The sequence below is a fragment of the Pseudomonas sp. S2_A10 genome (assembly GCF_054668465.1).
The window spans coordinates 952,842-979,377 of the sequence record NZ_CP162773.1; the positions used below are offsets into that span (position 1 = coordinate 952,842).

At 58.1% G+C, this 26,536-nt stretch carries 22 protein-coding genes, 2 tRNA genes and 3 rRNA genes; 7 read left to right on the forward strand and 20 right to left on the reverse strand.

All coding sequences use genetic code 11. From position 1 onward, the window contains the following. Positions 1–10 precede the first annotated feature (10 nt). The 11 genes from rrf to AB4N41_RS04405 all read right to left on the reverse strand — a co-directional run bounded on the left by rrf (position 11) and on the right by AB4N41_RS04405 (position 11,764). Positions 11–126, reverse strand: a 5S ribosomal RNA gene (gene rrf, locus AB4N41_RS04355). 154 nt (positions 127–280) lie between these two features. Continuing rightward, positions 281–3,174 (reverse strand): 23S ribosomal RNA (locus AB4N41_RS04360). 238 nt (positions 3,175–3,412) lie between these two features. Beyond that, positions 3,413–3,488, reverse strand: a tRNA-Ala gene (locus AB4N41_RS04365). Between the two features lie 10 nt (positions 3,489–3,498). Further along, positions 3,499–3,575 (reverse strand) — tRNA-Ile (locus AB4N41_RS04370). 123 nt (positions 3,576–3,698) lie between these two features. Beyond that, a 16S ribosomal RNA gene (locus AB4N41_RS04375) occupies positions 3,699–5,235 on the reverse strand. Together the 16S, 23S and 5S rRNA genes with 2 tRNA genes alongside form the textbook arrangement of a ribosomal RNA operon. A 541-nt stretch (positions 5,236–5,776) precedes the next feature. Then, on the reverse strand, positions 5,777–6,400 hold the full coding sequence (msrQ, locus tag AB4N41_RS04380) for a protein-methionine-sulfoxide reductase heme-binding subunit MsrQ (protein WP_252876900.1): 624 nt from the start codon (positions 6,398–6,400) through the stop codon (positions 5,777–5,779). Continuing rightward, complete coding sequence (gene msrP, locus AB4N41_RS04385) at positions 6,400–7,413, reverse strand: protein-methionine-sulfoxide reductase catalytic subunit MsrP (RefSeq protein WP_056790377.1); 1,014 nt, start codon at positions 7,411–7,413, stop codon at positions 6,400–6,402. Before msrP ends, msrQ begins: the two co-directional genes overlap by 1 nt. Positions 7,414–7,476: 63 nt before the next feature. Continuing rightward, the gene (gene pssA, locus AB4N41_RS04390; RefSeq protein ID WP_016773182.1) at positions 7,477–8,334 is read right to left on the reverse strand and encodes a CDP-diacylglycerol--serine O-phosphatidyltransferase; all 858 of its coding nucleotides are present in this window, start codon (positions 8,332–8,334) and stop codon (positions 7,477–7,479) included. A gap of 148 nt (positions 8,335–8,482) precedes the next feature. Continuing rightward, the gene (gene ilvC / locus AB4N41_RS04395; RefSeq protein WP_003228216.1) at positions 8,483–9,499 is read right to left on the reverse strand and encodes a ketol-acid reductoisomerase; all 1,017 of its coding nucleotides are present in this window, start codon (positions 9,497–9,499) and stop codon (positions 8,483–8,485) included. 46 nt (positions 9,500–9,545) lie between these two features. Further along, a complete protein-coding gene (gene ilvN, locus AB4N41_RS04400; RefSeq protein WP_003176102.1) occupies positions 9,546–10,037 on the reverse strand; it encodes an acetolactate synthase small subunit in 492 nt (163 codons plus the stop codon). Between the two features lie 2 nt (positions 10,038–10,039). Further along, positions 10,040–11,764: an acetolactate synthase 3 large subunit gene (locus AB4N41_RS04405; protein ID WP_252876901.1), complete on the reverse strand. Its 1,725-nt coding sequence runs from the start codon at positions 11,762–11,764 to the stop codon at positions 10,040–10,042. Positions 11,765–12,163: 399 nt separating this feature from the next. On the opposite strand from AB4N41_RS04405, the gene AB4N41_RS04410 reads away from it, so the two are divergent. Further along, the gene (locus AB4N41_RS04410) at positions 12,164–12,580 is read left to right on the forward strand and encodes a DUF4124 domain-containing protein (RefSeq protein ID WP_252876902.1); all 417 of its coding nucleotides are present in this window, start codon (positions 12,164–12,166) and stop codon (positions 12,578–12,580) included. Positions 12,581–12,695: 115 nt separating this feature from the next. Here the strand turns inward: AB4N41_RS04410 and AB4N41_RS04415 are convergent, their stop codons facing one another. From AB4N41_RS04415 to mrcB, 3 genes are read right to left on the reverse strand one after another with little or no spacing between them, the layout of a single operon-like run. Further along, the gene (locus tag AB4N41_RS04415) at positions 12,696–13,031 is read right to left on the reverse strand and encodes a YqcC family protein (protein ID WP_016773180.1); all 336 of its coding nucleotides are present in this window, start codon (positions 13,029–13,031) and stop codon (positions 12,696–12,698) included. Continuing rightward, entirely contained in the window at positions 13,031–13,780 is a 750-nt protein-coding gene (locus AB4N41_RS04420; protein ID WP_041477844.1) for a tetratricopeptide repeat protein, read from the reverse strand. Before AB4N41_RS04420 ends, AB4N41_RS04415 begins: the two co-directional genes overlap by 1 nt. Before the next feature lie 16 nt (positions 13,781–13,796). Beyond that, complete coding sequence (mrcB, locus tag AB4N41_RS04425; RefSeq protein WP_095181816.1) at positions 13,797–16,121, reverse strand: penicillin-binding protein 1B; 2,325 nt, start codon at positions 16,119–16,121, stop codon at positions 13,797–13,799. A 116-nt stretch (positions 16,122–16,237) separates the two neighbouring features. Between mrcB and AB4N41_RS04430 the strand changes: the two genes are divergently transcribed. From AB4N41_RS04430 to AB4N41_RS04445, 4 genes are all read left to right on the forward strand, one after another. Continuing rightward, positions 16,238–17,794 carry a bifunctional aminoglycoside phosphotransferase/ATP-binding protein gene (locus AB4N41_RS04430; RefSeq protein WP_056790394.1) on the forward strand — a complete coding sequence of 519 codons (1,557 nt, stop codon included), beginning with the start codon at positions 16,238–16,240 and terminating at the stop codon, positions 17,792–17,794. Between the two features lie 91 nt (positions 17,795–17,885). Then, a complete protein-coding gene (locus AB4N41_RS04435) occupies positions 17,886–18,230 on the forward strand; it encodes a pentapeptide repeat-containing protein (RefSeq protein WP_041477841.1) in 345 nt (114 codons plus the stop codon). A gap of 289 nt (positions 18,231–18,519) precedes the next feature. After that, positions 18,520–18,792: a TfoX/Sxy family protein gene (locus AB4N41_RS04440; RefSeq protein ID WP_016773175.1), complete on the forward strand. Its 273-nt coding sequence runs from the start codon at positions 18,520–18,522 to the stop codon at positions 18,790–18,792. Between the two features lie 15 nt (positions 18,793–18,807). Further along, on the forward strand, positions 18,808–19,602 hold the full coding sequence (locus AB4N41_RS04445; RefSeq protein ID WP_252876903.1) for a Crp/Fnr family transcriptional regulator: 795 nt from the start codon (positions 18,808–18,810) through the stop codon (positions 19,600–19,602). A 232-nt stretch (positions 19,603–19,834) separates the two neighbouring features. Here AB4N41_RS04445 and AB4N41_RS04450 read toward each other — a convergent pair whose 3' ends face one another. From AB4N41_RS04450 to AB4N41_RS04465, 4 genes are read right to left on the reverse strand one after another with little or no spacing between them, the layout of a single operon-like run. Continuing rightward, entirely contained in the window at positions 19,835–20,683 is an 849-nt protein-coding gene (locus AB4N41_RS04450; protein ID WP_252876904.1) for a ChaN family lipoprotein, read from the reverse strand. A gap of 19 nt (positions 20,684–20,702) precedes the next feature. After that, a complete protein-coding gene (locus tag AB4N41_RS04455) occupies positions 20,703–21,470 on the reverse strand; it encodes a heme ABC transporter ATP-binding protein (RefSeq protein WP_252876905.1) in 768 nt (255 codons plus the stop codon). Continuing rightward, a complete protein-coding gene (locus AB4N41_RS04460) occupies positions 21,470–22,453 on the reverse strand; it encodes a FecCD family ABC transporter permease (protein WP_162999784.1) in 984 nt (327 codons plus the stop codon). The genes AB4N41_RS04455 and AB4N41_RS04460 overlap by 1 nt, the downstream gene beginning before the upstream one ends. Positions 22,454–22,503: 50 nt before the next feature. Continuing rightward, a complete protein-coding gene (locus tag AB4N41_RS04465) occupies positions 22,504–23,376 on the reverse strand; it encodes a heme/hemin ABC transporter substrate-binding protein (RefSeq protein WP_252876906.1) in 873 nt (290 codons plus the stop codon). 164 nt (positions 23,377–23,540) lie between these two features. On the opposite strand from AB4N41_RS04465, the gene AB4N41_RS04470 reads away from it, so the two are divergent. Further along, the gene (locus tag AB4N41_RS04470; RefSeq protein ID WP_122506697.1) at positions 23,541–23,858 is read left to right on the forward strand and encodes a Rieske (2Fe-2S) protein; all 318 of its coding nucleotides are present in this window, start codon (positions 23,541–23,543) and stop codon (positions 23,856–23,858) included. Here AB4N41_RS04470 and sfsA read toward each other — a convergent pair. Both sfsA and AB4N41_RS04480 read right to left on the reverse strand, forming a co-directional pair. Further along, a complete protein-coding gene (gene sfsA, locus AB4N41_RS04475; RefSeq protein ID WP_024014329.1) occupies positions 23,855–24,568 on the reverse strand; it encodes a DNA/RNA nuclease SfsA in 714 nt (237 codons plus the stop codon). The genes AB4N41_RS04470 and sfsA overlap by 4 nt on opposite strands. Further along, complete coding sequence (locus AB4N41_RS04480) at positions 24,568–25,737, reverse strand: pyridoxal phosphate-dependent aminotransferase (RefSeq protein WP_095181823.1); 1,170 nt, start codon at positions 25,735–25,737, stop codon at positions 24,568–24,570. The genes sfsA and AB4N41_RS04480 overlap by 1 nt, the downstream gene beginning before the upstream one ends. Before the next feature lie 332 nt (positions 25,738–26,069). Here AB4N41_RS04480 and dksA point away from each other — a divergent pair, with 332 nt between their 5' ends. Then, a complete protein-coding gene (gene dksA / locus AB4N41_RS04485) occupies positions 26,070–26,513 on the forward strand; it encodes an RNA polymerase-binding protein DksA (RefSeq protein ID WP_041477831.1) in 444 nt (147 codons plus the stop codon). The last annotated feature ends 23 nt before the right edge of the window (positions 26,514–26,536 follow it).

Below are 26,536 nucleotides of genomic sequence, written 5' to 3' on the forward strand. Positions count from 1 at the left end.
CGGAATTTAATCTTGACGATGACCTACTCTCACATGGGGAAACCCCACACTACCATCGGCGATGCATCGTTTCACTGCTGAGTTCGGGATGGGATCAGGTGGTTCCAACGCTCTATGGTCGTCAAGAAATTCGGGTACTGACTCGTGACCAGATGGCCTCGCTTCAGCAAATTGGGTATGTGACAGCTAGGTGTTTGTGAATTTCGAACTTTCGGTTCGTTTCGTCTTCACACACCGCAATCTGGTGCCTTTTCAGGTCAGCAAATTGCTTGGGTGTTATATGGTCAAGCCTCACGGGCAATTAGTATTGGTTAGCTCAACGCCTCACAGCGCTTACACACCCAACCTATCAACGTCGTAGTCTTCGACGGCCCTTCAGGGAACTCAAGGTTCCAGTGAGATCTCATCTTGAGGCAAGTTTCCCGCTTAGATGCTTTCAGCGGTTATCTTTCCCGAACATAGCTACCCGGCAATGCCACTGGCGTGACAACCGGAACACCAGAGGTTCGTCCACTCCGGTCCTCTCGTACTAGGAGCAGCCCCTCTCAAATCTCAAACGTCCACGGCAGATAGGGACCGAACTGTCTCACGACGTTCTAAACCCAGCTCGCGTACCACTTTAAATGGCGAACAGCCATACCCTTGGGACCGGCTTCAGCCCCAGGATGTGATGAGCCGACATCGAGGTGCCAAACACCGCCGTCGATATGAACTCTTGGGCGGTATCAGCCTGTTATCCCCGGAGTACCTTTTATCCGTTGAGCGATGGCCCTTCCATACAGAACCACCGGATCACTAAGACCTACTTTCGTACCTGCTCGACGTGTCTGTCTCGCAGTCAAGCGCGCTTTTGCCTTTATACTCTACGACCGATTTCCGACCGGTCTGAGCGCACCTTCGTACTCCTCCGTTACTCTTTAGGAGGAGACCGCCCCAGTCAAACTACCCACCATACACTGTCCTCGATCCGGATAACGGACCTGAGTTAGAACCTCAAAGTTGCCAGGGTGGTATTTCAAGGATGGCTCCACGCGAACTGGCGTCCACGCTTCAAAGCCTCCCACCTATCCTACACAAGCAAATTCAAAGTCCAGTGCAAAGCTATAGTAAAGGTTCACGGGGTCTTTCCGTCTAGCCGCGGATACACTGCATCTTCACAGCGATTTCAATTTCACTGAGTCTCGGGTGGAGACAGCGCCGCCATCGTTACGCCATTCGTGCAGGTCGGAACTTACCCGACAAGGAATTTCGCTACCTTAGGACCGTTATAGTTACGGCCGCCGTTTACCGGGGCTTCGATCAAGAGCTTCGCGTTAGCTAACCCCATCAATTAACCTTCCGGCACCGGGCAGGCGTCACACCCTATACGTCCACTTTCGTGTTTGCAGAGTGCTGTGTTTTTAATAAACAGTCGCAGCGGCCTGGTATCTTCGACCGGCATGAGCTTACGGAGCAAGTCCTTCACCCTCACCGGCGCACCTTCTCCCGAAGTTACGGTGCCATTTTGCCTAGTTCCTTCACCCGAGTTCTCTCAAGCGCCTTGGTATTCTCTACCCAACCACCTGTGTCGGTTTGGGGTACGGTTCCTGGTTACCTGAAGCTTAGAAGCTTTTCTTGGAAGCATGGCATCAACCACTTCGTGTTCTAAAAGAACACTCGTCATCAGCTCTCGGCCTTAAGATCCCGGATTTACCTAAGATCTCAGCCTACCACCTTAAACTTGGACAACCAACGCCAAGCTGGCCTAGCCTTCTCCGTCCCTCCATCGCAATAACCAGAAGTACAGGAATATTAACCTGTTTTCCATCGACTACGCTTTTCAGCCTCGCCTTAGGGACCGACTAACCCTGCGTCGATTAACGTTGCGCAGGAAACCTTGGTCTTTCGGCGTGGGTGTTTTTCACACCCATTGTCGTTACTCATGTCAGCATTCGCACTTCTGATACCTCCAGCAAGCTTCTCAACTCACCTTCACAGGCTTACAGAACGCTCCTCTACCGCATCACCCGAAGGTGATACCCGTAGCTTCGGTGTATGGTTTGAGCCCCGTTACATCTTCCGCGCAGGCCGACTCGACTAGTGAGCTATTACGCTTTCTTTAAAGGGTGGCTGCTTCTAAGCCAACCTCCTAGCTGTCTAAGCCTTCCCACATCGTTTCCCACTTAACCATAACTTTGGGACCTTAGCTGACGGTCTGGGTTGTTTCCCTTTTCACGACGGACGTTAGCACCCGCCGTGTGTCTCCCATGCTCGGCACTTGTAGGTATTCGGAGTTTGCATCGGTTTGGTAAGTCGGGATGACCCCCTAGCCGAAACAGTGCTCTACCCCCTACAGTGATACATGAGGCGCTACCTAAATAGCTTTCGAGGAGAACCAGCTATCTCCGAGCTTGATTAGCCTTTCACTCCGATCCACAGGTCATCCGCTAACTTTTCAACGGTAGTCGGTTCGGTCCTCCAGTCAGTGTTACCTAACCTTCAACCTGCCCATGGATAGATCGCCCGGTTTCGGGTCTATTCCCAGCGACTAGACGCCCTATTAAGACTCGCTTTCGCTACGCCTCCCCTATTCGGTTAAGCTCGCCACTGAAAATAAGTCGCTGACCCATTATACAAAAGGTACGCAGTCACAGAACAAAGTCTGCTCCCACTGCTTGTACGCATACGGTTTCAGGATCTATTTCACTCCCCTCTCCGGGGTTCTTTTCGCCTTTCCCTCACGGTACTAGTTCACTATCGGTCAGTCAGTAGTATTTAGCCTTGGAGGATGGTCCCCCCATATTCAGACAAAGTTTCTCGTGCTCCGTCCTACTCGATTTCATGACTAAGAGATTTTCGCGTACAGGGCTATCACCCACTATGGCCGCACTTTCCAGAGCGTTCCGCTAATCTCAAAGCCACTTAAGGGCTAGTCCCCGTTCGCTCGCCACTACTAAGGGAATCTCGGTTGATTTCTTTTCCTCAGGGTACTTAGATGTTTCAGTTCCCCTGGTTCGCCTCTTGCACCTATGTATTCAGTACAAGATAACCATCTTATGATGGCTGGGTTCCCCCATTCAGACATCTCCGGATCAAAGTCTGTTTGCCGACTCCCCGAAGCTTTTCGCAGGCTACCACGTCTTTCATCGCCTCTGACTGCCAAGGCATCCACCGTATGCGCTTCTTCACTTGACCATATAACCCCAAGCAATCTGGTTATACTGTGAAGACGACATTCGCCGAAAATTCGAATTTCTCAACTAAGAGAACTCACAAATTTTACCTTAGCCTGATCCGTTACCAGTGAAAGTAACGTTCAGTCTATCTTTCTATCACATACCCAAATTTTTAAAGAACGATCTAATCAAAAGACTAGAAATCAATATTCAGTACGAATATTCATTTCTAAACTCTCAAACTTCGAAGCAGTTTATGGTGGAGCCAAGCGGGATCGAACCGCTGACCTCCTGCGTGCAAGGCAGGCGCTCTCCCAGCTGAGCTATGGCCCCATAACAAAATTGGTGGGTCTGGGCAGATTCGAACTGCCGACCTCACCCTTATCAGGGGTGCGCTCTAACCAACTGAGCTACAGACCCAATTTCGAGCTTGTAACTGTTAGCTCAGAGCTATCAGCTTGGAGCTTAAAGCTGCTTCTATCGTCTTCTTCAATGAATCAAGCAATTCGTGTGGGAGCTCATGCAGCAGCTGATGTCGTCGATTAAGGAGGTGATCCAGCCGCAGGTTCCCCTACGGCTACCTTGTTACGACTTCACCCCAGTCATGAATCACACCGTGGTAACCGTCCTCCCGAAGGTTAGACTAGCTACTTCTGGTGCAACCCACTCCCATGGTGTGACGGGCGGTGTGTACAAGGCCCGGGAACGTATTCACCGCGACATTCTGATTCGCGATTACTAGCGATTCCGACTTCACGCAGTCGAGTTGCAGACTGCGATCCGGACTACGATCGGTTTTATGGGATTAGCTCCACCTCGCGGCTTGGCAACCCTTTGTACCGACCATTGTAGCACGTGTGTAGCCCAGGCCGTAAGGGCCATGATGACTTGACGTCATCCCCACCTTCCTCCGGTTTGTCACCGGCAGTCTCCTTAGAGTGCCCACCATTACGTGCTGGTAACTAAGGACAAGGGTTGCGCTCGTTACGGGACTTAACCCAACATCTCACGACACGAGCTGACGACAGCCATGCAGCACCTGTCTCAATGTTCCCGAAGGCACCAATCCATCTCTGGAAAGTTCATTGGATGTCAAGGCCTGGTAAGGTTCTTCGCGTTGCTTCGAATTAAACCACATGCTCCACCGCTTGTGCGGGCCCCCGTCAATTCATTTGAGTTTTAACCTTGCGGCCGTACTCCCCAGGCGGTCAACTTAATGCGTTAGCTGCGCCACTAAGAGCTCAAGGCTCCCAACGGCTAGTTGACATCGTTTACGGCGTGGACTACCAGGGTATCTAATCCTGTTTGCTCCCCACGCTTTCGCACCTCAGTGTCAGTATCAGTCCAGGTGGTCGCCTTCGCCACTGGTGTTCCTTCCTATATCTACGCATTTCACCGCTACACAGGAAATTCCACCACCCTCTACCATACTCTAGCTTGCCAGTTTTGGATGCAGTTCCCAGGTTGAGCCCGGGGATTTCACATCCAACTTAACAAACCACCTACGCGCGCTTTACGCCCAGTAATTCCGATTAACGCTTGCACCCTCTGTATTACCGCGGCTGCTGGCACAGAGTTAGCCGGTGCTTATTCTGTCGGTAACGTCAAAACAGCAAAGTATTAATTTACTGCCCTTCCTCCCAACTTAAAGTGCTTTACAATCCGAAGACCTTCTTCACACACGCGGCATGGCTGGATCAGGCTTTCGCCCATTGTCCAATATTCCCCACTGCTGCCTCCCGTAGGAGTCTGGACCGTGTCTCAGTTCCAGTGTGACTGATCATCCTCTCAGACCAGTTACGGATCGTCGCCTTGGTGAGCCATTACCTCACCAACTAGCTAATCCGACCTAGGCTCATCTGATAGCGCAAGGCCCGAAGGTCCCCTGCTTTCTCCCGTAGGACGTATGCGGTATTAGCGTTCCTTTCGAAACGTTGTCCCCCACTACCAGGCAGATTCCTAGGCATTACTCACCCGTCCGCCGCTGAATCCAGGAGCAAGCTCCTCTCATCCGCTCGACTTGCATGTGTTAGGCCTGCCGCCAGCGTTCAATCTGAGCCATGATCAAACTCTTCAGTTCAAACATCTTTGGGTTTTTAAGAAACCCTAAACTTGGCTCAGCAATCGTTGGTTACATCTTTGATTTCTCGCGGAGTAACTTGTGATGCTGATAATCTTGTTGACTATCAGTCTGACTGCACAAGCACCCACACGAATTGCTTGATTCAATTGTTAAAGAGCGGTTGGTTAAGATCTTTCGTCTCAACCGAGGCGCGCATTCTACAGCAGCCTCATTTGCTGTCAAGTGATTATTTTCAGAAGTTTTCGAAGAATTCTTCAACAACTTCAACCACTTGCGCTTCCGATCTCTCGTTAGCGGGAGGCGAATTCTACAGCGTTAATCGCTGCTGTCAACACCTCTTTTTCTCCGCTTTCGACCGAGAAGATCGAACCGTTAAAAGAGCTACACATCGCTGCTCTTTCAACTCCTTCCAGGCTTCGATGATCTGAAGCAAGCCGCTGTCGAAAACCGCGTAACTCTTTGAATCTCAAGGAGTTTTCCGTTTCGACTGCGCCGGAAGTGGGGCGAATTATAGACCTCTGGAATCTGCCGTCAACCGTTAATTTCGCTTTTCTTGCAGATTCTGCTTTTTAGCCATTAAACGCGGGATTCGTCTCATCACCGGCGGCACACGAAGCAGCAAGAGCACAGCGCCTATAAAGGCATAAATCGCCCACTCCTCTAGATCGGCCCGCACGATCCAGAGCATATGCAGCAAACCCAGCCCAAGTATCACGTAAACCAAGCGATGCAGCTTCTTCCAGCGAGCACCCAAACGACGCTGACTATAACGATTCGACGTCACTGCCAGTATCAGCAATCCGAGAAAGCCGAGTGCACCGACAATGATGTAAGGCCGCTTACGTAGCTCAACGCCCAACTGTGACCAGTCAAACCCGAGGATAAACGCCATATAGCTGAACAGATGCAGCGTCACATAAGCAAAACACCAAAGCCCTAACTGCCGGCGCACTGCAATCCACCCCGCCCAGCCGCTCAGCTTTTGCAACGGCGTCATGCTCAGCGTAATCAACAGCAACACCAGCGTGCCAAGCCCGAGACGATCAACCAGCACCTTGCCCGGATCAGGCCCGAGCAGATCGGCGAACGCCTGATAGAACCACAGCAATGGCCAGATCGCTGCCGCAATGAACACGCCCACTCGCCAGAACGGATAACGCATCAGTAGTTCTTCCGCAGATCGAGCCCTGTATATAAAGAAGCGACTTCATCCGAGTAGCCGTTGAACATCTGGGTATCGCGCACATTCGGTTTGAACAGACTGTTCGGCAGGCGCCGCTCGCGGGCTTGGGTCCAGCGCGGATGATCAACCGTCGGATTCACATTCGCGTAGAAGCCATATTCATCGGCAGCAATGCTTTGCCAAGTGGTCTTCGGCTGCTCGCTGACCAGACTGATGCGCACAATGGATTTCACGCTTTTGAAGCCGTACTTCCACGGCACCACCAGACGCAAAGGCGCGCCGTTCTGGTTCGGCAGTTCGCGTCCATACATGCCCACCGCCAGAATTGCCAAAGGATTCATCGCCTCATCCAGACGCAAGCCTTCGACGTACGGCCAGTCGATCAAGGCAAAACCGGAACGCTGGCCGGGCATGCTCTTGGGATCCTGCAGGGTTTCAAAGCGGATGTACTTGGCCTTGGAAGTCGGCTCGACCTGCTTGAGCAAGGCCGAGATGGGAAAGCCGATCCAGGGAATGACCATCGACCACGCCTCGACGCAGCGCAGACGATAAATACGTTCCTCCAGTTGATACGGCTTCATGAAGTCTTCCAGCGCATAACGCCCCGGCTTACCCACCTCCCCGTCAATGACCACGCTCCAGGGTTCGGTTTTCAGGTCGCCAGCGTTCCTCGCGGGATCGCCCTTGCCGGTACCGAATTCATAAAAGTTGTTGTAGTTCGTAGCGTCTTTATAAGGCGTGATCGCCTCGTCCTTGACATTGACCGCCCCCCATTGAGTAGAAGGAAGCTTTTCGGCAAACCAGGCCGGAGCCTTGCCGGATTCGACGTCAGAGTAGCGAGGGGTATCAGCGGCATTGGCCCAGCGCGGCAGGCTGCTCACGGCAATACCGGCAGCAGTGGCGCCGAGCAATTGGCGGCGGGAGAGATAAATGGCTTCAGGCGTGACATCCGACTCATGGCAGTCGGATGCTTTGGGGATCTTGATCAACATGACAACTCCGCAGCTTTGGAGGACAGGTGCACCCATAGACTGCGGAGTATGCGGGAAATTACATCACTCGGCGTTTTTGTGACGACGAAGGCGCAACAGATACTGCACCGGACCGGACGCCGCATAGGCGAGGAACACCAGCAGCAGAATGCGCGGCGGATCACTGAACACGACAGCGAATACCAGCACCACCGCCAGGATCGCCACGAACGGCACGCGACCTTTGAGATCCAGCTCCTTGAAGCTGTTGTACTTGATGTTGCTGACCATCAGCATGCCGGCCGCCGCCACCATCAACGCCACCAGGAACGACATCTTCGAACCCTGAATGCCGTAATCGCTGAACGCCCAGACAATGCCGGCCACCACACCTGCCGCCGCCGGGCTGGCCAGACCGATGAAGTAGCGTTTGTCCGCCGTGCCGACCTGGGTGTTGAAACGCGCCAGACGCAACGCCGCTCCCGCTACATATATGAAGGCGACCATCCAGCCGACCTTGCCCATGTCTCCCAGCGCCCAACCGAAGGCCAGCAATGCCGGCGCGACGCCGAAGGCGACCATGTCCGACAGCGAGTCATACTCGGCGCCGAAAGCACTTTGCGTATTGGTCATGCGCGCTACGCGACCATCGAGACCGTCGAGCACCATCGCGACGAAAATCGCGATTGCAGCGAAGGCGAAGTACTTGCTCGCATTCACCGAGTCGCCGGCGCTCAACGCGGCCTGCGCGCTCATCGAGTTGATGATGGAATAGAAGCCTGCGAACAGGTTGGCGGTGGTGAACAGGTTCGGCAGCAGATAGATACCACGATGCCGGACTTTACGACCTTCGGCGTCGTGCCCTTCTTCGATGTGTTCATCGATGGGCAGCAGGCTTTCGGCGTCGGAAGCCTTGTTCGGCTCTTCGGGACGTTCGCTCATGGACATTACCTTGCAACGGTTTGGAAAAAATTCGACAGAGGCTTGAGGACGACAGTTCGGCCACAAACGATGCAGCTTTATACCAGAAGCACCGGCCCAAACGAAAAAACGCGGCCTAGGCCGCGTTTTTCGTGCAAGGGACGACGACTTAGTTTTTGGCTTTGTCGACGATCTTGTTGGCACCGATCCACGGCATCATGGAGCGCAGTTGCTCGCCGATGATTTCGATACCGTGAGCGGCGTTGTTACGACGCTTGGCGGTCATCGAAGGGTAGCCGGTTGCGCCTTCGCTGATGAACATTTTGGCGTATTCGCCGTCCTGAATACGTTTCAGGGCGTTGCGCATGGCCTGACGGGATTCGGCGTTGATCACTTCCGGGCCAGTCACGTACTCGCCGTACTCGGCGTTGTTGGAGATCGAGTAGTTCATGTTGGCGATACCGCCTTCGTACATGAGGTCAACGATCAACTTCAGTTCGTGCAGGCACTCGAAGTAGGCCATTTCCGGCGCGTAGCCAGCTTCAACCAGAGTTTCGAAACCGGCTTTCACCAGTTCAACGGTACCGCCACACAGAACGGCTTGTTCGCCGAACAGGTCAGTTTCGGTCTCGTCCTTGAAGGTGGTTTCGATGATGCCGGTACGACCGCCACCGACGCCAGCGGCGTAGGACAGTGCAACGTTTTTGGCGTTGCCCGAGGCGTCCTGGTAGATCGCGATCAGGTCAGGGATACCGCCGCCTTTGACGAACTCGGAACGCACGGTGTGGCCCGGGGCTTTCGGCGCGATCATGATCACGTCGAGGTCGGCACGCGGAACAACCTGGTTGTAGTGAATCGCGAAGCCGTGGGAGAAGGCCAGAGTGGCGCCTTTCTTGATGTTCGGCTCGATTTCGTTCTTGTACAGCGAGGACTGGAACTCGTCCGGGGTCAGGATCATGACCAGGTCGGCAGCGGCAACAGCGGAAGCAACGTCGGTCACTTTCAGGCCGTGAGCTTCGGCTTTGGCAACGGTGGCCGAACCTTTACGCAGACCGACGGTAACGTCGACACCGGAGTCTTTCAGGTTGCACGCTTGAGCGTGGCCCTGGGAGCCGTAACCGATGATGGCAACTTTCTTGCCCTGGATGATCGACAGGTCGCAGTCTTTATCGTAGAAAACTTTCATGAATTTCCCCTTATATCCGGCCGTTCAGGCCATGCGCTAATTTGGTTTAGATGCTGAGAACTTTGTCGCCGCGAGCAATGCCGGTCACGCCGCTACGGACGGTTTCCAGAATCGATGCGGTGCCGATGGACTGAATGAAGCTGTCGAGCTTGTCGCTGGTACCGGTCAACTGAACGGTATACACGCTGGCGCTGACATCGACGATCTGCCCACGGTAGATATCTGTAGTGCGTTTGATCTCGGCGCGCTGGGCGCCAGTGGCCTTGACCTTGACCAGCATCAGTTCACGCTCGATGTGAGCGCTTTCCGACAGGTCCACCAGCTTGACCACTTCGATCAGCTTGTTCAGGTTTTTGGTGATCTGCTCGATGACTTCATCGTGGCCCACGGTGGTCAGCGTCAGACGCGACAGGGTCGGGTCTTCGGTCGGCGCCACGGTCAGGCTTTCGATGTTGTAGTTGCGCTGCGAGAACAGGCCGACTACACGAGACAGAGCGCCGGGTTCGTTTTCCAGAAGCAGGGAAATAATGTGCCGCATGATTAAGTACGCTCCGTCTTGCTCAGCCACATATCGCGCATGGAGCCGTCTTTGATCTGCATCGGGTAGACGTGCTCGCTGGTGTCGACCGCAACATCGATGATCACCAGGCGATCCTTCATGGCGAACGCTTCGGCCATCTTCGACTTCAAATCTTTCGATTCGGTGATGCGTACGCCAACGTGGCCGTAGGCTTCAGCCAGCTTGATGAAGTCGGGCAGCGATTCCATGTAGGAGTGCGAGTGACGGCTGCCGTAGCTCATGTCCTGCCACTGGCGAACCATGCCCAGCACACCGTTGTTGAGGATGACGATCTTTACCGGCAAGCCGTATTGCAGGCAGGTCGACAGCTCCTGGATGTTCATCTGGATACTGCCTTCGCCGGTGACGCAGGCAACGTCGTCGTCCGGAAAGCTCAGCTTGATGCCCATCGCTGCTGGCAGACCGAAGCCCATCGTGCCCAGACCACCGGAGTTGATCCAGCGGTTAGGCTTGTTGAACGTGTAGTACTGCGCAGCGAACATCTGGTGCTGACCCACGTCGGAGGTCACAAAGGCGTCGCCCTTGGTCACTTCGCAGAGGGTTTCGATCACGGTCTGCGGTTTGATCTTGCTGCCGTCGCCCTTTTCATAAGGGAACAGGCCGCGATCGCCACGCCATTCATCGACCTGCTTCCACCAACTGGCCACGGAATCCTTGTTCGGGGTCTCGCCGATTTCCTTGAGGATCGCGACCATTTCGGTCAGGACGCTCTCGACCGGACCCACGATTGGCACGTCAGCCTTGATGGTCTTGGAGATCGACGCCGGGTCGATGTCGATGTGGATGATCTTGGCGTTCGGGCAGAATTTCGCCGGGCCGTTGATCACCCGATCGTCGAAGCGTGCGCCGACGGCGAGGATCACATCGGCATGGTGCATCGCCAGGTTCGCGGTGTAGCTGCCGTGCATGCCGAGCATGCCGATGAACTGACGGTCAGTGCCAGGGAAAGCGCCCAGACCCATCAAGGTGTTGGTCACCGGCAGGTTGAGCATTTTCGCCAATTCGGTCAGTTGCGCGGAGCCATTGCCGAGAATCACGCCGCCGCCGGAGTACAGCACCGGGCGCTTGGCCGCCAACAACATTTCTGCCGCCTTGCGGATCTGCCCGGAGTGACCGCGAACGGCCGGGCTGTAGGAACGCAGCTTGGCTTTCTTCGGGAAAACGTATTCGAATTTCTCGGCCGGATTGGTCATGTCTTTCGGGATGTCGACCACGACCGGGCCCGGACGACCGGACTGCGCCAGGTAGAAGGCCTTCTTCATGACTTCCGGGATTTCCGAAGCGTGCTTGATCATGAAGCTGTGCTTCACGATCGGCCGGGAGATACCGATCATGTCGGTTTCCTGGAACGCGTCAGTGCCGACCATGGTGCTTGGCACCTGACCGGAAATGATCACCATCGGAATCGAGTCCATATAGGCGGTGGCGATACCGGTGATGGCGTTTGTGGCGCCTGGACCGGATGTCACCAATACCACGCCGGCTTTACCGGTGGCACGGGCGTAGCCGTCAGCCATATGGGTAGCCGCTTGTTCGTGACGAACCAGGATGTGGGTCACTTCCGGTTCTTTGAACAGGGCATCGTAAACATGCAGGAGAGCACCACCCGGGTACCCGTAGATATATTTGACGCCTTCGTCACGCAAAAAGCGGACGAGCATCTCACCGCCAGATAAAAGCTCCACGTTGTTCACCTCTAAAACGCCAGAATACCGTCCACAAAAAAGGGGCGGGTCTTAATAGGTTTACTTCTCGGCAGAGCATGAGCGACGGTGGTCGCCGACTACGTCAGCACTGACTGAGCAAGTATTGGGATCGTCCCAAGTGTTGCGGGCCTTTCCCACCCAGCGCGAGGTAACGCGTTGCGGGTGTAACAGGTCGGCGCGGATGTGCGCCTCATGATCTACCGAGTGGGTCTGCTTCTGGCAGTCCCTCTACAGCGGACTTTGGATTCTTCTGTTTCGCCCTCTGCAAGTCAAGTCGTCTGTGGGGTTAATTGTGGGTAAGCACATGAGAACGCAAGAAAAAACCTGAAAAGCGCTACTCTGTTAGCGTCAATTGCGCATTTTTGCCAAGGAATCAGCATGCGAACGCTCCTCCTCACTTTGCTGATCGGTCTCAGCCCATGGTGCTCGGCCGCTCAAATCTACAAATGGGTCGATGCCCAAGGCGTCACACATTTCGATGCACAACCGCCGCAGGGCCAACCGGCGACGACCCTGCAAACGCCCTCCTCACCCGCGCCGAAAGCCGCGCCGCTGCCGGGCGGCGGCGTACTCGGCGATCAGAAAGCCATTGATGCCAAGGTGAAGAAACAGGTCGCCGAGCAGCAGGCGCAGCTCAAGGCCTTTTGCGAACAGGCACGCACGAACCTGGCGCAACTGCAGAACAATCCGCGTTTGCGTGAGGAGGTCGAGGGGGATGTGCGCAGGCTCGACGATACACAGCGTCAGGAACGCATCGTCGAAGCGAAGAAGCAGATTGCCGAGAATTGCTCGTAATCGCTGCGAAGGAGCTGTGTAGGAGCTGCCGAAGGCTGCGATCTTTTGACTTGTTTCAAAGCAAGATCAAAAGATCGCGGCCTCGTTGCACTCGTCAGCTCCTACACAACCGCGCTCAGCGGGAGGCAGTGATCAGCAGGTCAAACTCTTTGAGCAGCACCTGCAACTGCCGATCCTTGCCGCCAAGGTTGCGCTGGGCGAAGACCATTTCCGCCATTTCCTGAATGCCCGAGGCGTTCGGCAAGGGCAGATCCTGTTCGAGGATCATCTTCATGCGCGGCAGGAAGATCCATTGCAGCCATTGCTCGAAGTCCAGCGTGTCGACCGAAAACGGCTCGACACTGCTCAGCGCTTCGGCCGATGGCTCAACCTCATCCCACCAGCCCTGGGTGCGCAGCTCGCGTTCAATCAACAACAGCTGATCGGCGATTTTCGGGAAACGCACGTCCATCACAGGGAAACCTTGGCCTTCTGACGGGCCAGCGCGGCGCCGGCGGAATCGCCTTGTTTCTCACGAGATTGAGCGATGATTTCCCACAGGCTGGCTTGCAGATCCGGACGACCGTTGGCCATGGTCAACGCGCGACGGGCAAATTGCTCGGCTTGCGGCGCATCGCCCTGGGCCATGCGCACCTGCGCCAGACGGTAAAGCACTTGTGGCTCCCGGGGGGCGACACGTTGCGCCCGCTCCAGGCTGGAAGAGGCACCGTTGAGGTCGCCGCCAGCCTGCTGCTGTTGCGCGGTGGTCAGCAAGGCGAGTACCGGACCGTCCAGTTGCTCATCCGCCGACAGACCACCGCCACTGCTGGCCGAAGGAATGCCACTTGGCGTCGACGGCATGCTGTAGCTGCCGGAGTTGATCGGCGCCGACTCAACCGCCGATGGGTTATACGGCCCCGACGTGATACCGCCAGATGCAGGCCCCGGGACGATCGGCGAAGAACTGATCGGTGTTGACACCGCAGCACCGCCGCCCGGCACCATCACCACCACGCCGGTATCGCCCTGCGGAATCGCCTGAGTCTGGCCCTGCGCCGGGCGCTTGACCGTGGTCTGGCGGAAACCGCCATTGGCGCCGATGCGTTCGCTGTTGGACACGGCCGTACCCGAATCCACTACCGGAATCGAACCACGCTGTACGGTGGAGCAGCCGCTGAGCAAAGCCACGGCGGTCACCGCTGGAATCAACCACTTGTTCACTTGAAACCCTCTTTGCTTAATTCATCCAGCCCTTGACCCAGTCCATCACCGACTCCGGCGAGGCAGGTGTTTCGCTTGCACACGCGGCGCCGGGTGGCGGCTCGCTGCCGCGAATATACGGCATCTGTACCGCGCCGGGGCAGTTGGCATCGGAACCCTGGCCGGTGCGCGAATCGACCCAGGCCTGCACGACGTTGTCCGGCTGCGGCATGTCCAGCGGCAGCGGATCGGCCTTGCGCATGAAACTGGTCCAGACCTGCAGCGCACCGGTCGCCCCGGTGAACGGCGTCTTGCCGTTGTCGTCGCGGCCGAGCCAGACCACTGCCAGCAGATCCTGACTGAAACCGGCAAACCAGCTGTCGCGCGAATCGTTACTGGTACCGGTCTTGCCCGCCAGTGTCAGGGTCTTGGGCAGCACGTTATAAACCGAACTGCCGGTACCTTCACGCATCACCCGCTGCATGGCGTTCTGGATCAGGTAAATCGAGGCAGGGTCGAAGCGCTGTTCGATCTGGAACGGATAACGCTTGAGCGGCTCGCCCTCGGCGGTCAGCACGCTGCGAATGCCGCGCATCGGCGTATTGAAACCACCGTTGGCCAGCGTCTGGTACATGGTCGCCACTTCGATCGGCGTCATACCGCCAGCACCGAGCAGCATCGACGGGAACGCCGGGAATTCACGGGTAACTCCCAGACGACCTACGGTCTTGAGCACGTTCGGCACGCCGACTTCCAGGCCCAGACGCGAGGTCGACAGGTTGTAGGAATGCGCCAGGCCCTGATAGAGGAACACTGTACCGTGGGAGCGGCGATCGTAGTTCTGCGGTTTCCACACCTGACCGTTGGCGCCCTTGACCGACAGTGGATCGTCCGACAGCCAACTGGTCAACGTGTACTGGCTCGGTTTCTCCAGCGCGGTCAGATACACCGCCGGTTTGATCAGCGAGCCGATCGGGCGTACCGCATCGAGTGCGCGGTTGAAACCGGCGTAACTGGCCTGACGGCTGCCGATCATCGCCTGGACTTCACCGGTTTCCGGGTTGGTCACGACCATCGCCGCTTCGACGTCATCCGAGCCCTTGCGCCCGGCCAGACGCTTGAACGTGTCGTTGACCGAGGCTTCGGCTTTCATCTGCAGAATCGGGTCGAAACTGGTGAAGATGCGCAGGCCTTCTTCGGTCAAGTCTTCGTCGCGGTAGTCTTCGCGCAACTGGCGTTTGACCAGGTCGATAAAGCCCGGGAACGAGCTGTCGGCGAGCTTGCCGCGAGTCGTCACACCGAGCGGCATTTTCTTCGCCGCTTCGACTTGTTCGGGGGTTGCCACACCTTGCTGCGCCAGCACGTCGAGGACCAGATTGCGCCGCTCCAGCGCGCGTTCCGGGTTGCGGCGCGGGTTGTAGTAGGACGGTCCCTTGACCATGCCGACCAGCATCGCAACCTGATGCAGTTTCAGCTCGGACAATGGCTGGCCGAAGAAGAACTGACTGGCCAGACCAAAACCGTGCACCGCACGCTGGCCGTCCTGACCGACGAAGACTTCGTTGAGGTAGGCCTCAAGAATTTCCTTCTTGTCGTAATGCAGTTCCAGCAGCAACGCCATCATCGCTTCGGTGAGCTTGCGGGTCAGGCTGCGTTCGCTTGTCAGGTAAAAGTTCTTCACCAACTGCTGGGTCAGCGTACTGCCGCCCTGGGTCATCTTGCCGCCGGAGGTGTTGATCCACACGGCGCGGGCGATCGATTTCGGCGACACGCCCCAGTGGCTGTAGAAGTCGCGGTCTTCGACGGCGATCAGGGTTTCGAGCAAGTACGGCGGCACCTGATCGAGTTTGATCAGGATGCGGTCTTCGAGATTTTTCGGGTAAATGCCGCCGATCATCAGCGGCTCGAGGCGCACCACCGACAGTTTCGAACCGTTGGTCGAGGACAGTTCGGCGACGTAGTCGCCGGAGAAGCGCACACGCACTGGCTGCGGCTTTTCCAGACCTTCATAGAACTGGAAGCCACGAGTGTTCAGGTCAACCGTATTGCCGCTGACGGCGGCTGCGCCGGGGCCATTGCTCACGGCTTCGCGGCGATAGCCGAGGGCATCGAGTTCGGTGAGGAAATCGTCCTTGCTGAGCTTCTGTCCGACGAACAGCTCAAGCGGGCGCGCGTACACCTTGGCCGGGATGGTCCAGCGCTTGCCGGAGAACTTCTCCTGCACCACGGCATCGAGGTAAACGGCAAAGCCGGCCAGCACTACAAGGCCGACCAGGCTGAGTTTAATGGCCCAGCTCAACCATGGGCTGAGGCCCTTGGCTGGTGGTTTTTTCTTGGTACGGGGGGATCGGGATCGAGTCATGGCGGCGGATTATACGCACTTTATCGATCCTCAACAGGCACGCGCGGAGGTTTGCGTCAGGCGGGCAAGCAGCCATAATGGCCGCCTCGAATTCCCCCGCCTCTGAAGGATCGCCCGTGAGCCAGTCCCTGATCGCTGCCCTGCAAAACCCGGCCCTCTACCCGCATCCCGTCGAAGGGTTTCAGGTCATCGAAACCCACATCTCGTGGGTGATTCTCACCGGGCCCTTTGCCTATAAAGTGAAGAAGCCGGTGAATTTCGGCTTCCTCGACTTCACCAGCCTCGACGCACGTGCGCATTTCTGCGCTGAAGAGCTGCGGCTGAACCAGCGTCTGACCGATGATTTGTATCTGGACGTGTTGCCGGTCACCGGCAGCGTCGAGGCACCGCAACTGGGCGGCGACGGCCCGGCTATCGAATACGTGCTGAAAATGCGCCAGTTCCCGCAGAGCGGCTTGCTCAGCACCCTGCAAGCCAATGGCGAACTGACCACTCAGCACATCGACGCGTTGGCCGAGCAGATCGCCCATTTCCATCTCAACGCCCCGAAAGTCCCGGCCGAACACGACGCCGGTACACCGGACAGCGTGATGGCGCCGGTCGCGCAAAATTTCGAGCAGATCCTGCCGTTCCTCAGCGACAAGAACGACTTGCTGCAACTTGAGGCATTGAAAGCCTGGGCCGAAAGCAGCTTCGAGCGCCTCAAGCCCCTGTTCGCCCAGCGCAAGACACAAGGTTTCACCCGTGAATGCCACGGCGACATTCACCTGGGCAACGCCACGGTCATCGACGGCAATGTGGTGATCTTCGACTGCATCGAGTTCAACGAGCCATTCCGTTTCACTGATGTCTGGGCCGACACCGGCTTCCTCGCCATGGACCTGGAAGACCGTGGCCTGAAATCGCTGGCGCGTCGCCTCATCAGCCAGTATCTGGAACTGACCGGCGACTATGAGGGCCTGGAAGTGCTGAACTTCTATAAAGCCTACCGCGCGCTGGTGCGGGCCAAGGTGGCACTGTTCAGCATGCCGGCGGACGCGACTGCGGTGCAGCGCGCCACCACCCTGCGCCAGTACCGCAACTACGCCAACCTGGCGGAAAGCTACAGCACCATTCCTTCGCGCTTCATGGCCATTACCCACGGTGTTTCCGCAGTCGGCAAGAGCCATGTGGCCATGCGCCTGGTCGAAGCGCTGGGCGCAATTCGCCTGCGTTCCGATGTCGAACGCAAGCGCCTGTTTGGCGAGCAGACCGTCGCCAACGATGTGCAGGCCGGCATTTACAGTGCCGACGCCAGCACCGCGACCTACGCACGTCTGCATGAAATCGCCGAGGTGATTTTGCACGCCGGCTTCCCGGTAGTGATCGACGCGACCTATCTCAAACGCGAGCAGCGCGATAATGCGGCGAAGATTGCCGAAGCCACTGGCACGCCGTTCCTGATCCTCGACTGCAACGCCCCGCAAGCGGTGATCGAGAGCTGGCTGGCGATGCGCCAGGCCGATCAGAAGGATCCGTCCGACGCCACCCTCGCAGTCATCGAAGCGCAGCAGGCCAACCGCGAAGCGCTGACCCCGGAGGAAATTCTGCGCAGCAAACGCGTGCAGACCAATGAATCCGGCACGCTGGACACTGTGGTCGCGCAGATCCGTCAGCGCCTGCCGGGCCTGTAAAAAACTATTTCGGCCGTGAAGCCCTCGCTCGCTTCACGGCCGGCAAATAGTGGCACTATACTGGCGTCATAAAACCAACAGGTGATCTGACATGAGCCAGCCTAAACTGCTCGACACTCCGCTTTACGCCCTGCTGCACAAAGATGACGTTGCAGGCTTCAACAAAGAACGTCCACAGGATGGTCTGATCGACATGGTGGGTGGCGATTTCCGGGGCCTCGACCTGCGTGAACTGAACGCCGATAACGTGGATTTCCGCGATGCGTATTTCCGCTCCGCCGATTTGCGTGGCATCGATTTCCGCAAGGCTTCGCTCGAAGGCGCCAGCCTGGCCCATGCACAGATTTCCGGTGCGTACTTCCCGCCGGAGCTGAGTGCCGACGAGATCCTGATGTCGATGAATTTCGGTACACGGTTGCGCTATCGCACTCGCTGATATCCGGAAATCTTCCTGACACCACGCCTTGCCCCTATGGGAGCGAGCCTGCTCGCGACGGCGTAGTGTCAGTCGATATTGATTGTATCTGATACGCCCTCTTCGCGAGCAGGCTCGCTCCCACATTGATAATCGTTTACCTCCCTTCCCTCTGCGTTCGCAGGTCCTTTATCCCCCTTTCTTAGAAGCTTTTGCGTCGAATCCGACCAAACAACCACGCTTTTCCTACTGATGGCTACACTGCTGAGAAGCTCGCCCACGCACCATTCGGCCGTCGCAAGGAGGCTTGATGAATGATGAACTGCAACACCTGAAAAATCTTGGCAAGACATCGGCGCAATGGCTGCATGCCGTGGGCATCCACAGCGCCTCGGACTTGCGTCGCCTCGGTGCAGTGGATGCCTACCGGGCCGTGCGTACTCGAGGCTTTCGCGCTTCAAAGGTGTTGTTGTATGCGATCGAAGGGGCGTTGATGGACGTGCACTGGAACGACATCCCTGCCGAGCGCAAGGACGCCTTGAACAAGCAGCTCGAAGCCATTTCCGCGCGCCATAAAAACTGAACAGGCGCTGACGCCATGTATTTGCTGGGGGAACAGTCGGCCCACGCCGACGCATTGATCAATCGCTTGCAGAGTCTTCCCGGGCAGTGGCTGCAGGATTTGTCGCCGTGCGCGCCTGTTGTCGAACTGGAGGCCACGGATGATTTGTTTGCGCAGTTGCCGGACGATCAGCTGTTTTTGCTGAGCGAGGGCGTTGTGCATGGCTGCATCGCGGGCCGCCCTCTGTTCTATTGGCAGGAAGGTGATCTGCTCGGTCTGCAACGTGGCGAGCAATGGAGCGACTGCCGCGTATGCAGCGACAGCACTGTGCGCCTGCTGCCCTATGGTCGCGCAGAGGTTTTGCAGCATTTGTATGCCGACCCTGATCGAGCCGAGCAGCTTCTGAGCTATCTGCTCGGGCAAATGGCGCTGCTCGCCCACGCTGTGGCCGAGTTGAAACCCCGGGAGTTCCGCAGCACCAACGGCTTCAAACGGGTCGAGGCCGGCGCCGTGCTGATTCAACAGGGCGATGCAGCGGACCATGTTTTCGTGATTATCGATGGGCATGCTGAGGCATTTGTTGACGGGCACAAGGTCGGTGACGTGCCGAAGGACGAGATTTTCGGCGCCATGGCGTTGTTTACCGGCGAGCCGCGCAACGCCACGGTAGTGACGTCCGAGCCGAGCACGGTGATGTTGATTCCTGGTGATCAGTTTTTGAGCATGACCCGCAGCAATCCGAAGATTGCCCACAGCCTGATTGAGGGGATGGCTCGGCGCATCGGACAGTTGAATCGCCAGATCACGCAGTTGACGACGCAGCGCACCTAGCGCATAGCCCTTTATTCACAGGGCCTCACCACCCCTCGCAAAACTAAATTACAGATTGGCAAAAACAGCGGTTGACTCGGTAATGAGAATCGCTATGATTATCACAACTGGTCGCGAGATCAGTCGATATTCTGAAAAGCCCTTGGTTCGGACTCTCAGATTATCTCCTCATCAGGCTAATCACGGTTATTTGACCCGGTTTTTACCGGGTCTTTTTTTGCCTGCCGAAAAGTCATTTGGCGAATTGCTGACGCATCTGCTCGCAGTAATCCGGCTTCGGCGTGGCCGGCGTGTACCAGACGTAATCGGCCATCGCCGCCGTTACCGCAGCGCCCTGCTCGGCGAGTATCAATACGATCGGTGGTTTGTCAGCGCCAAGATCCAGCAAATGCAGCGGCACGCCGACATCCTTGCGCGCATGCCAGGCACCGGCCAGCAGGATCGAAGGCATTGGCGCCGCCAGCATGCGTTCGGCCATGCGTCGATCACGCTGTTGCTGAATTGCCAGCATCGCCGGCATCCGTGATTCGGGCAGCAGGCCGCAGTGGGATTCACTGACTTGTCCAAGCAACGTGTTCTGCACGGACAACGCATTACTGCGAGGACCGTTCAGCGCAGGTGGATTTCGGTAAAACGCACGGATTTCCCTGTCATCGAGATTGGCCGCCAGCAGCGGATATGGCTGTGTCAGAGCGAAGCGCACGATCGGCCCGTAAAGATTCCAGTCCCAGCCCTCCTGCCAGGCCAATGCCGCAGGCAAATCAGCCGCGACGGACTTCGACTGGCGCAGCGCATCGACTTTCGCTTGTTGATCCGGCGTGAGCATTTCCAGCAGCAGACTGCCTTGCACCCGGCGCTCGCCCAGCGACTGCAACAGCCACAATTGCGCAGCATGATGATCGGCATTGTCGTGCTGCTCACCGATGATCAAACGCTCAGGTTCAGCGAGACGCACCAGCAGTTGCTGCGCGGTGAGCATCTCGCCGCTGCGCAGATCGCGGATATCGCCGCCCACCGGTGGAGCCACCACGTGCTGACACCCCGCGAGCAACACCAGTGCCAACAACCACAATCCACGCATGCGACACCTCGATGATTGATCAGCGGGCGATGATCAGCGGATGCCCACGCTCCGGGTGCGGTTGCACCAAAACCTCCAGGCCGAACACCGCTCTGAGCGTATCCGGACGCAGCACCTGCTGCGGGGTATCCAGCGCAACCGGGCGCCCCTCCTCCAGCAACAGCACGCGATCACAATAGCGCGCCGCAAGATTCAGATCATGCAGGATCACCAGTACCGCCGCGCCGCGATCGGCGAACTCGCGCACCGCCTGCAGGGTGGTGTGCTGATGCAGCGGATCGAGCATCGATGTCGGTTCGTCGAGCAATAAGGTTTGCCCGGCCTGACCCGGCCAGAGTTGCGCCAGCACCCGCGCCAGATGCACGCGCTGACGCTCGCCACCGGACAATGCCAGATAGCTGCGCCCACCCAAGTGACCGGCATCGGCGGCGGCCAGCGCTGCCGCGACGATTTCGTCATCACGTACGCGCCCGGTCTGGTACGGCAAACGGCCCATGCCGACGACCTCTTCGACGGCGAAGGCAAAATCCAGCGTCGACACCTGCGGCAACACCGCCAGTCGTTGTGCCCGCTGTGTTCCGCTCCAATAGCTCAATGCCTGTCCATCGAGCGAAACGTTGCCGTCACTGGCGAGCAACTCCCCGCACAAGGCGCCAAGCAACGTGCTTTTCCCGGCGCCGTTCGGCCCCAGCACCCCAAGCACCTCGCCGGGTTCGAGCCCGAGCGTGACTCCACTGAGCACCGCTTTGCGGCCACGGCGAACATGCAGATTGTGCGCAGACAACATCAGGCACGCCCTCGCAGCAGCAGATAAAGAAAGAACGGCGCGCCGATAAACGCGGTGACAATGCCGATTGGCAACTCCGCCGGCGCCAGCGCCAGGCGCGCCACCAGATCGGCGAGCAATAACAGGCTCGCACCCGCCAGGACCGAGGCTGGCAATAGCACTTTGTGATCCGGGCCGGCCAGCAGGCGCACCAGATGCGGCACCACCAGCCCGACAAAACCGATCATGCCCGCAGCGGCCACCGCCGCGCCAACACCCAGCGCGGTGCAGAACACCAGTTCGCGCTTGAGCCGTTCGACATCGATGCCCAGATGACCAGCCTCGGATTCACCGAGCAACAAGGCATTCAATGCCTTGGCCCGACGCGGCAGCCACAGCGCCACGCCGATGGTGATGATCAGCAAGGGCCACAACCGCGCGTAACTGGCGCCGTTGAGGCTGCCCAGGTTCCAGAAGGTCAGAGTGCGCAGCGTCGCGTCATCGGCCAGATAAGTGAACAGACCGACCGCCGAACTGGCCAGCGCCGTCAGCGCGATACCGGCCAGCAACATGGTCGCCACGTGGGTCTGACCGTTGCGCCGGCCCAGCCGATAGACCAGCGCCGTCACCCCGAGCCCGCCAAGAAACGCGCACACCGACAACAGATACGGCCCGAACCACTCCGGCAGGCCGCCAAAGAACGAGCCGCCGACAATCGCAATCGCCGCGCCAAGTGCCGCGCCACTGGACACCCCGACCAGCCCCGGGTCCGCCAGCGGATTACGAAACAGACCTTGCATCGCCACGCCGGACAGCGCCAGCACGCCGCCGACCGCCAAGCCGAGCAAGGTTCGCGGCAGACGGATCTGGCCGAGAATCAGCTCGGCCTGCTCCAGCCCCTCCGGCGCCAGCGGCACGCCAACCAGACGCAGCGCGGCGCGCAAAGTGTCAAACAGCGGCAGGCTCACCGGCCCCAATGCCAGCGACAGCCAGATCGCCAGCAGACACAGCAAGGTCAGGCCGATGAACAAGCCACGGGGTTTGACCAGTGTGGTCATTGGCCGCCCTTGGCCGGGTAGAAACCGTCCGTCAGGGTTTGCAAAGCAGCCGGCAACCGTGGCCCGAGACCGCCAACCAGCAGCGTCGGGTCCAGCTCCATCACCCGCCCGCTCTTGGCCGCGCGGCTGGAATTGAGGATGGGGTTTTCCTTGAACAACGCGGCTTTTGCCGCTTCGCCGGTCAACGCTCGGTCAGCGAACACCAGCACTTCGGGATCGAGGCTGGCGAGGGATTCGACAGAAAACGGTTTGTAGCCGGTATGAGTAGCAAGGTTGTGCCCGCCGGCCTGTTGCAGCAGCCAATCGGCGGCAGTGTCCTTGCCGGCGATCAACGGCTTGCCGCCGGCGTGCCCGAGCAGCAGCAACACACCGGGGGATTTCTGTGTGGTTTGCACTTGGGCAACTCGCACTGTCTGCGCCTGGAGCTGCTGTTGATAATTCTCCAGCAACTGCGCAGCCTTCTCTTGCGCACCGAGCAACTGGCCCAGATGAGTGACATTCTTTTCCAGCGTCGGCAGATCAGGCTGGGCTGAAAACAACTCGACTTTGACCTTGGCCGCTTTGACTTGCGCCAGAACCGGCGGCGGCCCCATTTCTTCGGTACCGATCAGAATGTCCGGGCGCAGGCTCAAGATGCCTTCGGCCGACAGGCTGCGCTGATAACCAATGCTCGGCAGCGTCTGCAACGATTGGGGATGCTGACTGGTGGTATCGACCCCCACCAGCTTCGACTCGCCGCCCAGTGCGCTGACCCATTCCGACAGCGCGCCACCGGCGCTGACCCAGCGTTGCGGTAAATCCGCCGCAGCCGCCTGATGGCAGAGCAAAAGGCCGGCGCACAGCACGGCAACGCGGGTTTTCAGGCGCATACACAGCTTCCTTGAACAAGGTTTCCCGGGCATCGGCGCAGCGAGCCAAGTATCCTCGGCAACGGCCAGACTCCTTCTGGGAGAAGGTCGCCATTTGATAATTGTTTGCATTTGAACGTCAAGCTCGGACATATCCCGACACGAGCGGACATTAGAGGATAGCCATGAAGTTTCTCTGCGCCGGCAGCGATCTGGCCGAAGCTGGCAGTCGCGGTTTCGAAATCGAAGGCAAAAAGCTGTTTGCCGTGCGTCGAGGTGGCCAAGTCTTTGTCTATTTCAATCGCTGCCCGCACCGGGGCGTAGGGCTGGAATGGCAGCCCGACCAGTTTCTCGATCCGAGCAACAGCCTGATCCAGTGCGCCACCCATGGCGCACTGTTTCTGATCGAGAACGGCGAATGCGTCGCCGGCCCCTGCGCCGGGCAGTCGCTCACGGCAATTGAATGCCGGGAGGATACACAAGGCGTGTGGATCGACGTTTAACCGTTGAGCCGCACGTCGAGTCGGCGATCGATGACCATCTCTTCATGGTCAAGGCGCACGCCATACGCCAACACCTCGACACCGCACGCGACCGCCTCACGCAGCGCCTCGGCGTAAGCCCAATCGATTTCCTCGGCCGGGCGCACGGCATCGATGCCGGTGAGGTTCACGCAGTACAACTGCACCGCCCGAATGCCGTCGCGCGCCAGATGCGCCAGCTCGCGCAGATGTTTGGCGCCGCGCTGGGTCACCGCATCGGGAAACGCCGCCACCGCCGTGCCGTCGAAGCCGAGGGTGACGCTTTTCACTTCGACATACGCCGGTCCGCTGGGGTATTCGAGGCGGAAGTCGATGCGGCTTTTTTCCTGTCCGTAGGCAACCTCACGCTTCAACGCGGTAAAGCCGTTCAACTCGGTAATCACGCCAGCCTGCAAGGCTTCCTCAACCAAGCCGTTGGCGCGCCCGGTGTTGACACAAAACAGCCGGCCCTGCGGTGTTTCGCCAATCTCCCAAGTGCCGGGCAACTTGCGTTTAGGGTCGTTGGAGCGGCTGAACCAGACCTGCCCGCCCTCGACCTGGCAATTGAGCATCGAGCCGGTGTTGGGGCAGTGAATGGTCAGCAACTCGCCGCTAACGGTCTCGATATCGGCGAGAAACCGCTTGTAACGTCGAATCAGCCGCGCTTCTTCCAGAGCAGGATAAAAGCGCATCAGCCTTGCCAGCTCTTCAAGCCGCGCGCGATGCGCTCCACGGCTTCCTGCAAACGTGCGAGGTTTTGTGTGTAAGCGAAGCGCACGTGATGACCGGCCTGATAACGACCGAAATCCAGTCCCGGCGTAAAGGCGACGTGCTCGGTTTCGAGGAAATGCCGGCAGAACGCGAAGGCATCGCCGCCGAAACGGCTGATATCGGCGTACAGATAAAACGCGCCTTCAGGCTCAACGGCAATGTTGAAACCAAGTTCACGCAGCGCCGGCAGGAGAAAATCGCGACGGCGCGCAAACTCGGAGCGGCGCTCTTCGAGAATCGCAATGGTGGCTGGCTCGAAACAGGCCAGCGCAGCGTATTGCGCCATGCTCGGCGCGCTGATGTAGAGGTTCTGCGCAAGCTTTTCCAATTCGCTGACCGCCGCGTCTGGCGCCACCAGCCAGCCCAGGCGCCAACCGGTCATGCCGAAATACTTGGAGAAACTGTTGAGGACAAAAGCGCCGTCATCGACTTCCAGCACACTGGCAGCATCAGTGCCGTAGGTCAGGCCGTGGTAGATCTCATCCACCACCAAGTGCCCGTGTCGGGCCTTGATCGCTGTGGACAGTCCGCCCAGTTCATCACGGGTCAGCAGGGTTCCGGTCGGGTTGGCCGGCGAAGCGACGAGGGCGCCGACACTGTCGTGGTCCCAGTGCCGCGCCACCAGATCCGGGGTCAGTTGATAACGCACCTCCGGCCCGACCGGCACCAATTGCGCCGCGCCTTCGACCAGCCGCAAGAAATGCCGATTGCACGGGTAGCCCGGGTCGGCGAGCAGCCAGTGTTTACCCGGATCGACCAACAGGGCACTGGCCAGCAACAACGCGCCGGAGCCGCCCGGCGTGATCAGAATCCGCCGTGGGTCGATATTCAGGCCATAACGCGATTGGTAGAAACCGGCGATCGCCTCGCGCAGTTCGGGAATGCCACGGGCGGCGGTGTAGCGGGTCTTGCCCGCCGTCAACGCAGCTTGTCCGGCGCGAATGATCGGCTCGGCGGTGGTGAAGTCCGGCTCACCGATTTCCAGATGGATCACGTCGTGGCCTTCGGCCTGCAATTCATTGGCCCGCGCCAGCAGCGCCATCACATGGAACGGTTCGATCGCACGACTGCGCGCACTGTAGGGGGCCATTGGAATGCCTTCGACGGAAAAAAGAGACGATTCTACCTGTCTGCCGGAACGAGCGAGAACCCGTGAAGGTCACAGCCTCAAGAACGCTGGACTGTAACGATCTGAACGTACGCTCCAGGATTGACTAAAATCAGTGATTGAACAGGTCTCCCTTCCCACAGACACGGCTTGTCAGACATCTGCAAGCGCCACCCGCCGGGGGCTCGACATCCGGGAGTAGCGCAGGCTGATTTGATCTGGTAAGTTCGCCCGCTTGCAGCCGCAGGGCCGGCAGGTGTCGGTGATGGAGCAATCCTGCGCAATGGATTACAAGAGTAGAGGCGGTCCATTTCATGCCCACCCAAGCAAAGCAACAGCAGCAAACGTCGATCAGCGGCTTCGAACCTTACGTTCAGAAGGCGGGTGAAGAGTACATGGGCGCTCCGATGCGCGCGCACTTCACCAAGATCCTGAACAAGTGGAAACTGGACTTGATGCAGGAAGTCGACCGTACGGTTGACCACATGAAAGACGAAGCGGCCAACTTCCCTGACCCGGCCGACCGTGCCAGCCAGGAAGAAGAGTTCTCCCTCGAACTGCGCGCCCGCGACCGCGAGCGCAAGCTGATCAAAAAAATCGACAAGACCCTGCAGTTGATCGAAGACGAAGAGTACGGCTGGTGCGAGTCCTGCGGCATCGAGATTGGCGTCAAGCGCCTCGAAGCCCGTCCGACCGCGGATCTGTGCATCGACTGCAAGACCCTGGCGGAAATCAAGGAAAAGCAGGTCGGCAAGTAATCTCGGCCTGAACGAAAAACGGA